The sequence below is a fragment of the Nonomuraea sp. NPDC050733 genome, assembly GCF_040654215.1.
In the GTDB taxonomy this organism is placed as follows: Bacteria; Actinomycetota; Actinomycetes; order Streptosporangiales; family Streptosporangiaceae; genus Nonomuraea.
Genome location: NZ_JBFAHO010000022.1, coordinates 1 through 13,426 on the forward strand (window position 1 = coordinate 1; position 13,426 = coordinate 13,426).

Consider the following 13,426-nt stretch of genomic DNA (forward strand, 5'->3'; position numbering starts at 1 on the left):
CTCCCCGGCGCCCCGGCCGCGACCCGGCCGCCGGCGCCGCCGCCGGGGGGGGCCGACAGCGGGACGCCGCCCGCCACGCCCGGGAAACGGCCTCCGGCCAGGGCCTGGACGGCTCCGCCCGAGGCCGCCGGCCGGGCCTGCCCACCCGCCGTCATGGCGTGCCGGGCCGCTGTGCCCGCCTGGCCCGGGGGTGGAGGGATGAGAACCGTTCAGTCGCGGGAAAACGCAGGTGGGCGGCCCTGTCGGCGTTCCTGACCCGGGCGAGGGAGTGGCGCGCGGCCGGCCCGCCTCGGGTCCGCGCGGCCCGATCGCGGGATCGCCGTACGGCGGCGTCCTTCCGAGCGGCCGTCTCCGGCCGGCCACGGTCTGCTGCGGCCTCCCTGCGGTCGCTGCTCGCGCGGGCGGCCTTGAGCGTGGCTTGCCGCGATGGACCGTTCCGAGGTCGCGGGGCGGGTGAGACGTCAGGCGGGTGGCGGGGTTTCACCCCTTCTGCGTGTTTTGCATCACATTTCGGCTTCCGGGCGTGTCGCAGCCCCTTTTCGCGCCCGGAGCACCCGTTCGACGGCCTGATGCGCTCAGAAGCCTGCAGTGTCGGGCGCGTCCAGGCGCGGGACGCGTTCAGGAGCGGGTGCGGCGCCAGCGGTCCACGGCTTCGACCGTCAGGAAGGCGTCGAAGACGGACTCCATGGCGCCGATCAGCGAGCCGCGCCACCCGAGGGCCGAAGGCGCGAGCCGGGGCGGCCGGTCGCGGCGGATCGTCATCAGGCCGCCTCCGAATCCCTCCATGAGCGCCGGCAGCGCCCGCGCGTGCAGGTCCACGCCGAACCCCGACAACGTCACCACCTCAGGGTCGTGCGCGTTCACCAGGGCGGCGACGCCCCGGCCGAGCGCGCCGGCGCAGGACGTCACCGCCCGCACCGCGCTCTCGTCACCGGCCGCCGCGCCGGTGAGCAACCGCTCGGCCTGGTCGCGGCCCCGGCCGCCGCCGTGAGCGAGGCCGAGGTGGCGCAGCAGGGCGTTCGTGCCCACCTCCTGCCCCCAGCACCCGCGGGCCCCGCACATGCAGGGCGCGTCACCGCCGGTGAGCGGCATGTGCCCGAACTCGGCGCCGATCCCGGCGGCCCCGCCCAGCGGCCGGCCGTCCACGATCAGCACCCCGCCCAGGTCGAAGTCCACGTGCAGGTGCAGCCCCACCGCGACGCCGCGCAACTCGCCCCGCCGCGCCTCGGCCAGCCCCGCGAAGGCCGTGTCGTTGCCCACGACGGGCGGCTCGGGAAGCCCGAGCAGGCCGGGCACGTCGACCGAGCTCCATCGCAGGTGGGCGATGTCGACGAGCCCGCCGGGGCGCACCGGGCCCGCGAGGGCCACGCCGGTGCCGACGACGCGGGGGGCCAGGTGTTCGAGACGGCTCCTCAGCGCCGCGCCGAGGGGGACGAGCGCGCCCTCGGGCGTCCCGTCGTGCGGGCGCACCTCCAGGACCGTGGCCCGGCCGCCCAGCTCGCACGCGGCCAGCTCCCAGGCGTCCTCCCGCACGTCCACCGCCAGGGCGAGGGGGCCGTACGGGTGCGGGCCGGGCACCTGCGTCGGCCGCCCGCGCCCGTGCTCGGCGGCCGGCTCCTCGTGCAGCAGAGCGGCCTCGGCCAGCTCGCCGACCAGGACGGACGCCGTGCCGCGGGCGAGGCCGAGGTCGCGGGTGAGCCGGGAACGCGTCAGGCTCGCCCCACAGTCGTGCACGGCCCGCAACAGCCGCACCCGATTGTGCGCCCGCAACGCCCCACTGGTCGTCGCCCCGCCGGCCGTCGTGCCGCTCGTCGCCGAGCCGATGGCCGGACGCGTCACGGACGCCGTGCCGGGTTTCGCGCCAGGACCCGACGCCAGGCTTGGGGGCGGGGGTGGGTTCGGGGTCATCGCCATTGTGTCATCCTCACATCCATGATTATGCTCTTGCCGTGAACATAAGTCTTGCGGTTGCCAGACGTGCCCGTATCGCGGTTTTCGGTTACTTCTTTCTGGCGGGGTTCGTGATGGGGTTGTGGGCCGCCGGCCTGCCGTCCCTCAACGACCGGCTCGAGCTCGGCCCCGCGCGGCTCGGCAGCGTGCTGCTGCTGATCTCGGGGGGCGCGCTGGTGTCCATGCTGGTCGCCGGCCCGCTCGTGGACCGGTGGAGCAGCCGGGCCGTCTGCTGGTTCTCCGGGCCGGTGTCGGCCGCGGTGCTGCTGGGGCCCGCCCTCGCGCCCGGGTACCCGTGGCTGGCCGTGCTGGCCGTGGTGTTCGGCATGGGGCTGGGCGTGACGGAGGTGGCCATGAACACCCACTCCGTCGAGGTCGAGCACGCCTACCGGCGGCCGATCATCTCCGCGTTCCACGGGACGTGGAGCCTGGGCGGGGCCGCCGGCGGCGGGCTGACGGCACTGGTGCTGCAGGCGGGGCTGGACGCGCAGGCGCTGCTCGTGGTGGCGGCCGTGGCGGTGCCGTTCGTGTACATACCGTTCGCGCGGCTGCTCCTGCCCGCGCGGGCGTCCGCGTCCGAGCCTGAGCCGGAGTCCGGGGCTGGGGCCACGTCCGGGTCCGAGGACGGGGCTGCCGGTTCCCAGAGTGACGGGCGTGGCGGCTCCAAGTCCCGGGGCGGCTCCGGGCTGCGGTGGGGGCTGGTGGCGATGCTGGGCGTGGCCGCTTTCGCGGGGCATCTGAGCGAGGGCGCCGCCATCGACTGGGCGGCGCTGCACGCCCGCTGGGTGCTCGGCACCGACCCGGCCGCCGCGCCCATCGCGTACACGATCTTCTCCGTCGCCATGACCACGGTCCGGCTGCTCGGCGACCCCATCCGGGGGCGGCTCGGCTCCGTGCGCACGATCCAGCTCGCCGGCCTGCTCGCCACCTGCGGCTACGCCTTCGTGCTGGTCTCGCCGCTGCTCGGGGAGGCGCTGCGGGTGGTGTGCGCGTGGACCGGGTGGGCGCTGGCGGGCGTGGGGCTCGCCACGGTGGTACCGGTGATCTTCAGCGCGGTCGGGGCGGCGGGCGGCCAGGTCGGCCGGGCGCTGTCGCTGGTGACGGCGTTCGGCTACAGCGGGATGCTGGTGGGGCCCGCCGTGCTGGGGTACGTCGCGGAGGCGTCCTCGCTGCCGGTGGCGCTGTTCGTCCCGGCGGTCCTCGCGGCGGTCGTCGCCCTGACGGGCGCCCCAGCCATCCGCGCACTCGACGCCGAGCACCCGCGTGTGGCGGTTCCCGTCCGTACCTGACGGTCTCCGGCCGCCTTCGCCACGCTCCCGCCCGTGTCCGACGGTCCGCGGGCCTCCCGTGTCCGACGGCCCGCAGCCACCCATCTTTTACGGCAGGCACGCGAGCCCCCACCCGCCGACCGTGGCCGGTGACCTTCCAGGGGGACGCTCCTCCGCCTCACCGGTCGCCCGCCGTGACGCGCGCCCGGTCACCGGGGCCGTGGTGACCCATCACCACGGCCCCACGTGACCCGTTTGTGCCGATTCCATGACCGATTCCCTGCCAAAAGCGCGTCCTGTTCGTCAGGTATCGCGTTGACCTGGCGTTATGTGATCGTGACTTGACCCTCGTGTTGCGTCCAGGTTTCATGTCCGAAACGCCGTAAACGTTTACAGAAGCACGCGGGAAACGTTTACGATCCGGGAAGGACGACCTTGGCACAGGGACCCACGATCACCACGATCGCCGAGCGCGCGGGCGTGTCCATCGCCTCCGTCTCGCGGGTGCTGAACGGCCTGCCCACCCGGCAGGAGACCGTGCGCAAGGTGATGGCCGCGGCCGAGGAGCTCGGCTACGTGCGCAACGCCGTCGCCCGCTCGCTCAAGTCGCGGCGCACCCATCAGGTCGCGTTCGCCATGGCCGACGTCGGCAACCCGGCGTACCTGGCCATGCTGCGCGAGATCCAGCCGGTGCTGAAGGCCGCCGGATACCGCCTCGTGCTCCACTCCACCGGCGCCGTCGTCGCCGACGAGATCGACGTGCTGCACAGCCTCGGCGAGCGCTACGTGGACGGCATGATCATGGTGCCGCTGCGTGTCACCGAGGCGCACCTGCAGATGCTGGCGGCCGCCCGCGCGCCCGTCGTGGTCATCGGCTCGGTGCCCGAGGGCACGCCCGTCGACAACGTGCGGGCCGACTCCCGTACCGGCGTGCGGCTGGCCGTCGACCACCTGCACGGGCTCGGCCGCCGCCGCATCGCCCTGGTGAACGGCCCGACCGACACCGTGCCGGGCGCGGCCCGCGGCGCCGCCTACCGGGAGGCGCTGGCCGAGCTGGGCCTGCCGTACGACGAGGACCTGGTGGAGATCGGCGACTTCTACCGGGCGGAGGGCGCCCGCGCGGTCGCGGCGCTGCTCAACCGGGTGGGCGACGTCGACGCGCTGCTGTGCGCCAACGACCTGATCGCGCTCGGCGCGCTGGACGTGCTGCGCGCGGCCGGCAGGCGCGTGCCGGAGGACGTGGCGGTGGTCGGCATGGACGACACGGACCTCGCCGCGGCCTCGTGGCCGTCGCTCACCAGCGTCTCGCTCGGATCGGCCGAGCGTGGCCGGGCCGCCGCCGAGCTGCTGCTCGACCGGCTCCAGGAGGGCGAGCACGAGCCGCGCGTGGTGACCGTGCCGCCCCGCCTGGTGGTGCGCGCGTCCACGACGCCCGAGCCGCCGGCCGTGAGGCGCGAACCGGAGCGACGCACCGGCACCGGTTCCAGCCCCGGCACCAGCATCGGCACCGACGAAGAGACCAGGACCACGGAAGGAGGGGGCACGTCATGACGGCGACCGCGACCAGGTCCGCGCCGCCCACGCCGCCCGGGCGGCGGGCGCGCCGCAGGGGGATCTCCCGGCAGACCCGCGAGATGTGGGTGCTCATGCTGCCCGCGCTCGTGCCGGTCCTGCTGTTCAGCGTGGGGCCGCTGCTGTACGGCATCGGGCTGGCGTTCACCGACGCGCGCAACACCCGCAACCACGAGACGAGCTTCGTCGGCCTGGAGAACCTCACCGAGCTGCTGACCGCCGAGGACTTCTGGTCGTCGTTCCGGATCGGCATGATCTGGTCGGTCTCGGTGACCGGCCTGCAGTTCCTCGCCGCCCTGGGCCTGGCGTTGCTGCTCAACCAGGATCTCAGGTTCCGCGGGGTGGCCCGGGTGCTGGCGGTGGTGCCGTGGGCGATGCCGCCGGTGGTCATCGGCCTCATGTGGAAGCTCGTCTACCACCCCGACGCCGGCATCCTGAACAGCCTGCTCGGCACCCACGTCAACTGGCTGGCCGACTTCTCGTACGCCCTGCCGGCGATCATCGTGGTCGGCGTCTGGACCGGCATGCCGCAGACGACCGTCGTGCTGCTCGCGGGCCTGCAGAGCGTGCCGAGAGAGCTGTACGAGGCCGTGGAGGTGGACGGGGCGGGCCGCTGGCGCAAGTTCTGGAACATCACGCTGCCCCAGCTCAAGCCCGTCATCGTGGCCATCACCTCGCTCGACTTCGTGTGGAACATCAACCAGTTCGGACTGGTCTACGTGCTCACCCAGGGCGGGCCGGGCGGCCAGACGCGGCTGCCGATGCTGTTCGCCTACGAGGAGGCGTTCCGGTACCGGTTCGCCGGCTACGCCTCGATGCTCGGCCTGGCGATGGCCGTCGTCGTGCTCGCGGTGCTCGGCGTGTACCTGTGGCGCCAGATGAGGGAGGCCAAGTGACCACCACCCGCGGAGCGGCCGCCGGGGTGCGCCGCGTCCCGCAGTACCTCGCCCTGCTCGCCTACGTCGTCTTCCTCGCGTTCCCGCTGCTGTGGCTGCTGTCCACGGCGCTGAAGACGCCGCGCGAAATGGCGCTGGCCGACCCGACGTGGATCCCGCGCGACCCGACGCTGGCCAACTTCGCCGACGCGTTCGGCGAGCAGGACCTCGTCGGCGCGGCCACCCGCAGCCTGGTCGTGGCGCTGGCCGGCAGCCTCGTCACGGTGCTGATCTCGCTGCCCGCCGCCTACGCGATGGCCCGCTACCGCGGCCTGGTCAACCGGATCGCCATCGGGTGGGTGCTGGTCAGCCAGGTCTTCCCGTTCATCCTGATCATCATCCCGCTGTTCATGATCCTGCGGGACCTGGAGCTGGTGAACACGCTGCCCGGCCTGGTGGTCGTGCACGTGACGTTCACGCTGCCGTTCGCGCTGTGGATGCTCCAGGGGTACGTGCGCGCGGTCCCGGCCGAGCTGGAGGAGGCCGCGGCCGTGGACGGCGCCGGGCGGATCACCACCATCGCCCGCGTGGTGGCGCCGCTGCTCGCCCCCGGCGTGGTGGCGACGCTGCTGTTCTCGTTCATCTCGTCGTGGAACGAGTTCCTCTTCGCGCTCGTGATCCTGCAGGACCCCGACGTGATGACGCTCCCCCTGACGCTGGTGCGCTTCACCGGTCCGGAGGGAGTGGCCCGGCTCGGCCCGCTGGCCGCGGCATCGCTCATGGCGACCATCCCGAGCCTGATCTTTTTCGCAATCATCCAGCGGCGACTGAAGTCCGGTCTGATGGCCGGCGCCGTCAAGGGCTAGTAGGAGGCTCTCATGCGTATGAAGTCCGCTTTGGCGGCGGCAGCGATCGTCGCGCTGGCCGCCGGCTGCGGCAGTGGCGGCAGTGGCGACAAGGGCGGCTCCGCGGCCGAGCCCAGCGAGCCGGTCAAGCTCAACTTCCTCAGCCTGGCCTGGCAGAAGGAGTCGGTCGCCGCCAACAAGCAGATCGTCGACGAGTGGAACAAGGCCAACCCCAAGATCCAGGTCACCTACGTCCAGGGCAGCTGGGACAACGTCAACGACCAGCTCGTCACCCAGTTCGCGGGCGGCACCGCGCCGGACGTCATCCACAACGACTCGCCCGCGCTGTCCGGCTTCTCCTCCGACGGCTACCTGCTCGACCTGTCGGACAAGCTGCCCGCCGAGCTGAAGGGCGACATCCCGCAGAAGTCGTGGGACACCGTCACCTTCGACGACGGCAAGGGCAAGCAGGGCGTGTACGGCGTGCCGTTCCTGCAGGAGTCGCAGGTCATCATCGCCAACAAGAAGCTCCTCGACAGCGCCGGCGTGCGCATCCCCACTCCCGACAACCCGTGGACGTGGGACGAGTTCGCCGAGGCGAGCAAGAAGATGACCAAGGGCGGCACGTTCGGTGTGGCCTGGCCGATGAAGTCGCCGGTCAACAAGACCCTCAACCTGGCGCTGAACTTCGGCGGCACGTTCTTCCAGACCGCCGACGGCAAGACCACCGTCAAGGTCGGCCCGGAGGAGAAGCAGGTCCTCCAGCGCATCCACGACCAGCTCTACACGGACAAGTCGGCCGACCCGGCGGCACTCGGCCAGGGCACGGCCGACCCGCTGCCCGCCTTCTACGCCGGCAAGTTCGCCCTGCTGCCCGCCGGTGTCTACCTGCGCCAGCAGGTCGCCGAGCAGGCGCCCAAGGACTTCGACTGGGTGACGCTGCCGCCGCTGAAGGGCACCACCTCCGACCAGGGCGCGGTCTCCCAGACCCTGTCGGTCTCGCAGGACAGCAAGCACCCGGACGAGGCGCTGAAGTTCATCTCCTTCTTCCTCAACCCGGCCAACCAGGCCAAGCTCGCCAAGGGCGACTGGCTGCTGCCGACGTCCGTCAAGGCCGCCGCCGACCCGTCGATGACGGCCAAGGAGAACGGCTGGGACGTGGCCACGGCCTCGGCCAAGAACCTCGTCGTCGCGCCGTTCCTCAAGGTCAACGGGTTCGACGAGTGGAAGAGCAAGGTGGCCACGCCGGCGCTCCAGGAGTACTTCGCCAACAAGATCACCATTGACGACCTGGCGAAGAAGCTCGTCGAGGACGGCAACAAGGTGCTGGAGCGGTACCAGAAGTGACGTATCGCCACCGGGCCCGGGGGTGTCTGCTCGGCCTCGCGGCCGGCGACGCCCTCGGGGCGCCCGCCGAGAACCTCACGCCGTCGGAGATCCGGCGGCGCTGGGGCCGGCTCACCGAGATCGAACGCGGCGGCACCGACGACACCGAGTACGCCATCTTCGCCGCCTCCCTGCTCGTCCGGCACGGGCACGGCCTCACCTCGGCCGACGTGGCGGCCGCCTACCGGGCCGAGATCCTGCCGCGGATCACCGGCCCCATGCGCGGGGCCGGCTTCTCCGAGCTGGGGACCGTCGAGGCGCTGCGCCGCGGCCTCGAACCGCCGATGACCGGCCTGGTCCACCAGCACGGCTGGTCGGACGGGCTGGCCATGCGGGCCGCGCCGTACGGGATCTTCTGCCCGGGCGACCCGGCCGAGGCGGCGCGGCTCGTGGAGGAGGACGGCCGGGTCAGCCAGTCCGGCGAGGGCATCCTCGGCGGGCGGGCCGTCGCGGGCGCCGTGGCCGCCGCCATGGCGGGGCTGCCGCCGCGCGAGGTGGTGGCGGCGGCGCTGTCGGTGGTGCCGCCGGACTCCTGGACGGCCCGCGCCATCGAGCGCGCGGTCACCGCCCTCGACCGCGACACGGACCGCGACACGAGCGCCGGTTCGGCCGGTGATGCCGCCGGTGATGCGGACAGTGATGCCGCCGGTGATGCGGCCGGTGATGCGGATCGTGGGGAGACGGCGCTGGTCGAGGCGCTGCACGAGGCCGTCGTGGTCCGGCACTACCCGTGGACCGACGTCGCGCCCGAGGCCGTGGCGCTCGCCCTGGCCGCCTACCTGACCGGCGGGGGCGACGTGGAGGCGTCCGTGACGTTCGCCGTGGGCCTGGGCCGCGACGCCGACACCATCGGCGCGATCGCCGGCGCGATCGCCGGCGCGGGGCAGGGCGAGGACGGCGTACCCCAGCGGTGGGCCGCCCGCATCGGCCCGGTCGCGGGCACCTGCCTGCCCGTGGTGGCCGGCCGGCACGTCCTGACCGTCGCCGACGAGCTCACGGACGCCGCGGCCCGCCACCGGCCGGGCGCGGAAGCGGGCGCCGTCGCGCCGTCCGCCGCGAGCGACGATCGGGAGGGCCCGCGGGCGAGCGCACCAGTGGACCGACCGGGCGGCCGAAGCCGTACGGCGAAAGGACTGTAGAGACCATGTCGGGGGACAGAATCCGGGGGGCCTTCGTCGGGCTCGCCGTCGGTGATGCCGCGGGCTGGCCCGCCGGCAGGCACCGCTCCGCCCTGCACGCCCCGTGGAGCAGACGCCTCCACCGCGAGCTCGACGCGTTCGCCGAGGAGCACCGGGTCACCACGCTGCCCGTGCCGTTCGCGCTGAACCAGCCCGTCACCCCGCTCGCGCTGGGCCCGTCCGACGACGCCGAATGGCTGGCCTGGACGGCGCTCACGATCGACCGGCCGCGCGCCGGGGCGTTCCGCGAGCTGGGCCCCGACGTGCGGGCGCGCATCTCGGTGGCCACCGCGCTGGACAACCTCGCCCGGGGCGTCGAGCCGCCCGCCAGCGGCCACGACAACCCGCACCACTTCGACGACGCCGCCGCCGTGCGGGCCGTCGCCTTCGGCGCGCTGGGCCGCGACCCCGGCGAGGACGCCCGGGTCACCAACGCCGGCGACGGCGTGCTCGGCGCGCTCGCCATGGCCGCCGCCGTGGCCGCCGCGGTCGCGACCGGGTCCGCCGGGGACGCCGTCCGGGCGGCGCTGGACGTCCTGCCCGGGGACACGGCCATCGGGCACAACGCGCGTCTCGCGCTGAAGGCGGCGCGCGCGGCCGGCGACCCGTTCGCCGCCGTGCCCGCGCTCGACGCCGCCCTGCTCGACCACGTCTACAGCTACGCGGTGGGCGCCGCCCTGACGGTGCCCGTCGCGCTGGCGCTCGCCGAGGTGTCGGGCGGCGCGCTCGGCCGGGCCGTGCCCGCAGCCGCCTGCCTGGCGCCGCTGGCCGACTCGGCGCCCGCGCTGACCGGCGCCATCACGGGGGCGTGCGGCGGGTACGAGGCGATCCCGGAGGGGTGGACCGCCTCGGCCCGCACGCTGGCCGGCTGTTGCCTGCCGAGCCTGGCGGGGACAGATCTCATCGAACTCACGGAGGAACTCGCATGACGCCGCTCGCAGACCAGCCGGCAGGCCGGCCCGCAGACCTGCTCACCGACAAGGCGATGGGCTGTGTGGCGGGAGCGGCGGTGGGCGACGCGCTGGGCGGCGCCACGGAGGGCTGGACGCCGGAGCAGATCACGCAGAGGTACGGCGGGCCGGTCGAGGGCATCGTGCCGCCGTTCAACGAGGACTGGCGCAACGCCCGTCCCATCGCCCCGTACCACAAGGGCGACGGCCACATCACCGACGACACCCTGATGACGCACGCGCTCATCCGCGTCTACGAGAAGGTCCGGGGCCACCTGGACGCGTACGCGATGGCCGAGCACCTGGTGCCCGAGCTGATGGGGGAGCGGCGCTGGATCCCCGAGCTGGAGGCGGAGGCGCTGCCGCTGCACCGGATCTTCCTCGCCGAGAAGTGGATCGTCACGCGCCTGCACTACGGCCACGTCGACCCGCGTGAGGCCGGCGCCGGCAACATCGTCAACTGCGGCGCCGCCATGTACGTGGCGCCGGTCGGCGTGGTCAACGCCGCCGACCCCGACGCCGCCTACGCCGAGGCGATCGACCTCACCGGCGCCCACCAGTCCAGCTACGGCCGCGAGGCCGCGGGCGTGATGGCCGCCGCGGTCGCCGAGGCCATGCGGCCGGGCGCCACCCCCGACTCGGTCGTGGCCGCCTGCCTGCGGCTGGCCAAGGACGGCACCCGGGCCGCCATCGAGGCGGTCTGCGAGGCGGCGCGCGGGCTCGGGCACTGGGAGGGGTCGTTCGAGACGCTGCGCGCCGCGATGCGGCCCTACGACACCGTCGCCGACACCTACCGCGACCAGGGGCTCGGGGCGCGCCGGCCGAGCCGGGTGCACAGCATCGAGGAGTTGCCGCTCGCCCTGGGGTTCCTCGTGGTGGGCAAGGGCGACTTCCGGGAGACGGTGATCGGGGGCGTCAACTACGGGCGCGACGCCGACTCCATCGCCTCCATGGGCGGCGCCATCGCGGGCGCGCTCGGCGGGCTCGCCTCGGTGCCGTCGGAGTGGGTCGAGGAGATCGGGCGGGCCAGCCGTACGGACCTGGTGGAGCCGGGGCGGGCGATCGCCGGGGTGGCGCGGCGCGTCCACGCCGACGACCTGGCCCGCCGCCGCGCCCACGAGAGCGCCTTCGCCGCCCTGGCCGCGGGCGAGGCGGGCGACGCCGCGGACGCCGGGGAGGGCGGCGCGTGATCCGTCTCACCTGGGTGCAGCCCGAGGACCTGGTGGGGCACGAGCTGCGCCAGGCCGCCGAGGACGGCAGGGACGTGCGGGACATCGCCGCCCGCTGGCGCGAGGCGGGCGGCCACGACGCGCCGCCGCGCGCCGGCGCGTCCGAGCCGGGCGCGGCGCTGCTGCGGCCGCTGGCCGAGCGGCTGCTGGACGAGCTGGCCGCCGTACCGTCGCCGCTGGACGAGCCCACCGACCTGGACGCCGTCGTCGCCGCCACCCCCTCCTGGCCCGCGCGCCGCGACAGCCGCCCGGTGGACCCGGCGCGGCTGCTGGGCGCCTGGCAGGGGCGGGCCGCCGGGTGCGTGCTCGGCAAGCCGGTGGAGAAGATCCCCCGCGAGGGCGTCAGGGAGATCGCCGAGGCCACCGGCAACTGGCCCGTCCGCCACTGGTTCACCGCGCGGGGACTGCCGGCCGAGGTGGCCGCCCGCTGGCCGTGGAACCGGCGCAGCGCCGTCAACTCGCTCGCCGAGAACATCGACGGCGTCCCGGAGGACGACGACCTCAACTACCCGCTGCTCGCCCTGACCGTGCTGGAGCGTCACGGCCGCGGCTTCACCACCGAGGACGTGGCCAGGCTGTGGCTGGACGAGCTGCCCGCGGGCCGCACGTTCACCGCCGAGCGCGTCGCGTACCGCAACCTGCTGTCCGGCGTCGAGCCGCCCGAGACCGCCACGCACCGCAACCCGTTCCGCGAGTGGATCGGCGCGCTCATCCGGACCGACGTGTACGGATGGGTCAACCCGGGCGACCCGGCCACCGCCGCCGAGTACGCCTGGCGCGACGCCCGGCTGACGCACACCGCCAACGGCGTCTACGGCGCGATGTTCGCCGCGGCCCTGTGCGCGCAGTCGCTGGTGGCGACCTCCGTGGAGGAGGTGGTGGCCGCCGGCCTGTCGGTCGTCCCGCCCGGCTCGCGGCTGCACGACGCGGTACGGCGGGCGGCCGAGGACGCGTCGTCCGAGCCCGACTTCGAGCGCGTCCTCGACCGCCTGCACGAGCGGCACGCCGGCCTGCACTGGGTCCACACGATCAACAACGCCGCCCTCGTCGCCGCGGCCCTGATCCACGGCCGGGGCGACTTCACCGCCACCATCGCGGGGGCCGTCGCCGGCGGCTGGGACACCGATTCGGCGGGGGCGACCGCCGGCTCGGTCGCGGGGGCGCTGAACGGCGGCGTGCCCGAGCGGTGGAGGATGAGGAACAGCCTGGCCAGCAGCCTGACCGGGTTCGACGGGATCGGGCTGGACGAGCTGGCCCGACGCACGGGGGAGTTGATGACGGCATGATCTCGGTGTTCGGCAGCGCGAACATGGACCTCGTCGCGTACGTGGACCGGGCGCCGAAGCGCGGCGAGACGGTCACCGGCCGCATGTTCCGCACCGTGCCCGGCGGCAAGGGCGCCAACCAGGCGATCGCCGCCGCCCGCGCGGGCACGGAGGTCGCCTTCCTCGGCGCGGTCGGCGACGACGGGTTCGGCGCGGAGATCCGCGAAACGCTCGCGGTCGCCGGCGTGGACGTCGAGCGCCTGCGCCAGGTGCCGGGCCCCAGCGGCATCGCGCACATCGTGGTGGACGACGACGGCGGCAACTCGATCATCGTGGTGCCCGGCGCCAACGGCCTGGTCACCGCGCCCGGCGAGGAGGAGCGCGCCGTCATCGCCGCCTCCCGCGCCGTGCTGCTCCAGCTCGAACTGCCCATGGAGGCCGTCATCGGCGCGGCCCGCGCCGCCCGCGAGGCGGGGGTGCCGGCCGTCCTCACCCCGGCGCCCGCCCAGCCGCTGCCGGACGAGCTGCTGGACGCCGTCGCGCTCATCGTCCCGAACGAGCACGAGGCCGCCGCCATCACCGGCGCCGCCGACCCCGGCAAGGCGCTGTCCCGCCTGCTCGAACAGGTCCCCGAGGTCGTGATCACGCTCGGCTCCGAGGGCGCCCTGTACGGCTCGCGCTCGGGCGAGCGGCTGCGCGTCCCGGCCGTCCTGGTGGAGGCCGTGGACACCACGGCGGCGGGCGACACGTTCGTCGGCGCGCTCGCCGTGGCCCGGGCGGAGGGCCGGCCGGCGGAGGAGGCGCTGCGCTTCGCCTCGGCTGCGGCGGCGCTGTCGGTGCAGCGGCAGGGCGCCAGCACCTCGATGCCGAGCCGCGCGGAGATCGACGCCGCTCTCTAGACTGCTCCC

The 13,426-nt window shown here is 74.4% G+C and carries 11 protein-coding genes; 10 read left to right on the top strand and 1 reads right to left on the bottom strand.

The features are described from left to right. Nucleotides 1-618: 618 nt before the first annotated feature. Nucleotides 619-1,839 carry an ROK family protein gene (locus AB0H64_RS28305; RefSeq protein WP_357630377.1) on the bottom strand — a complete coding sequence of 407 codons (1,221 nt, stop codon included), beginning with the start codon at nt 1,837-1,839 and terminating at the stop codon, nt 619-621. A gap of 110 nt (nt 1,840-1,949) precedes the next feature. On the opposite strand from AB0H64_RS28305, the gene AB0H64_RS28310 reads away from it, so the two are divergent. The 10 genes from AB0H64_RS28310 (at nt 1,950) to rbsK (ending at nt 13,417) form a co-directional block, all read left to right on the top strand. Then, entirely contained in the window at nt 1,950-3,239 is a 1,290-nt protein-coding gene (locus AB0H64_RS28310) for an MFS transporter (RefSeq protein WP_357630380.1), read from the top strand. A 414-nt stretch (nt 3,240-3,653) separates the two neighbouring features. Next, the gene (locus AB0H64_RS28315; RefSeq protein WP_357630382.1) at nt 3,654-4,769 is read left to right on the top strand and encodes a LacI family DNA-binding transcriptional regulator; all 1,116 of its coding nucleotides are present in this window, start codon (nt 3,654-3,656) and stop codon (nt 4,767-4,769) included. Then, nucleotides 4,766-5,686: a sugar ABC transporter permease gene (locus AB0H64_RS28320; protein ID WP_357630385.1), complete on the top strand. Its 921-nt coding sequence runs from the start codon at nt 4,766-4,768 to the stop codon at nt 5,684-5,686. Before AB0H64_RS28315 ends, AB0H64_RS28320 begins: the two co-directional genes overlap by 4 nt. Then, nucleotides 5,683-6,531 carry a carbohydrate ABC transporter permease gene (locus AB0H64_RS28325; RefSeq protein WP_357630388.1) on the top strand — a complete coding sequence of 283 codons (849 nt, stop codon included), beginning with the start codon at nt 5,683-5,685 and terminating at the stop codon, nt 6,529-6,531. Before AB0H64_RS28320 ends, AB0H64_RS28325 begins: the two co-directional genes overlap by 4 nt. 12 nt (nt 6,532-6,543) lie before the next feature. Continuing rightward, nucleotides 6,544-7,857 carry a sugar ABC transporter substrate-binding protein gene (locus AB0H64_RS28330; protein WP_357630390.1) on the top strand — a complete coding sequence of 438 codons (1,314 nt, stop codon included), beginning with the start codon at nt 6,544-6,546 and terminating at the stop codon, nt 7,855-7,857. Beyond that, nucleotides 7,854-9,035: an ADP-ribosylglycohydrolase family protein gene (locus AB0H64_RS28335; protein ID WP_357630393.1), complete on the top strand. Its 1,182-nt coding sequence runs from the start codon at nt 7,854-7,856 to the stop codon at nt 9,033-9,035. The genes AB0H64_RS28330 and AB0H64_RS28335 overlap by 4 nt, the downstream gene beginning before the upstream one ends. 5 nt (nt 9,036-9,040) lie before the next feature. Next, nucleotides 9,041-10,003 (top strand): ADP-ribosylglycohydrolase family protein, encoded by a 963-nt coding sequence (locus AB0H64_RS28340; RefSeq protein WP_357630395.1) that lies wholly within the window; start codon nt 9,041-9,043, stop codon nt 10,001-10,003. Further along, nucleotides 10,000-11,214 (top strand): ADP-ribosylglycohydrolase family protein, encoded by a 1,215-nt coding sequence (locus AB0H64_RS28345; protein WP_357630397.1) that lies wholly within the window; start codon nt 10,000-10,002, stop codon nt 11,212-11,214. Before AB0H64_RS28340 ends, AB0H64_RS28345 begins: the two co-directional genes overlap by 4 nt. Continuing rightward, nucleotides 11,211-12,539, top strand: coding sequence for an ADP-ribosylglycohydrolase family protein (locus AB0H64_RS28350; RefSeq protein WP_357630400.1), 1,329 nt, complete (start codon nt 11,211-11,213; stop codon nt 12,537-12,539). Before AB0H64_RS28345 ends, AB0H64_RS28350 begins: the two co-directional genes overlap by 4 nt. Further along, the gene (gene rbsK / locus AB0H64_RS28355; protein ID WP_357630402.1) at nt 12,536-13,417 is read left to right on the top strand and encodes a ribokinase; all 882 of its coding nucleotides are present in this window, start codon (nt 12,536-12,538) and stop codon (nt 13,415-13,417) included. Before AB0H64_RS28350 ends, rbsK begins: the two co-directional genes overlap by 4 nt. The last annotated feature ends 9 nt before the right edge of the window (nt 13,418-13,426 follow it).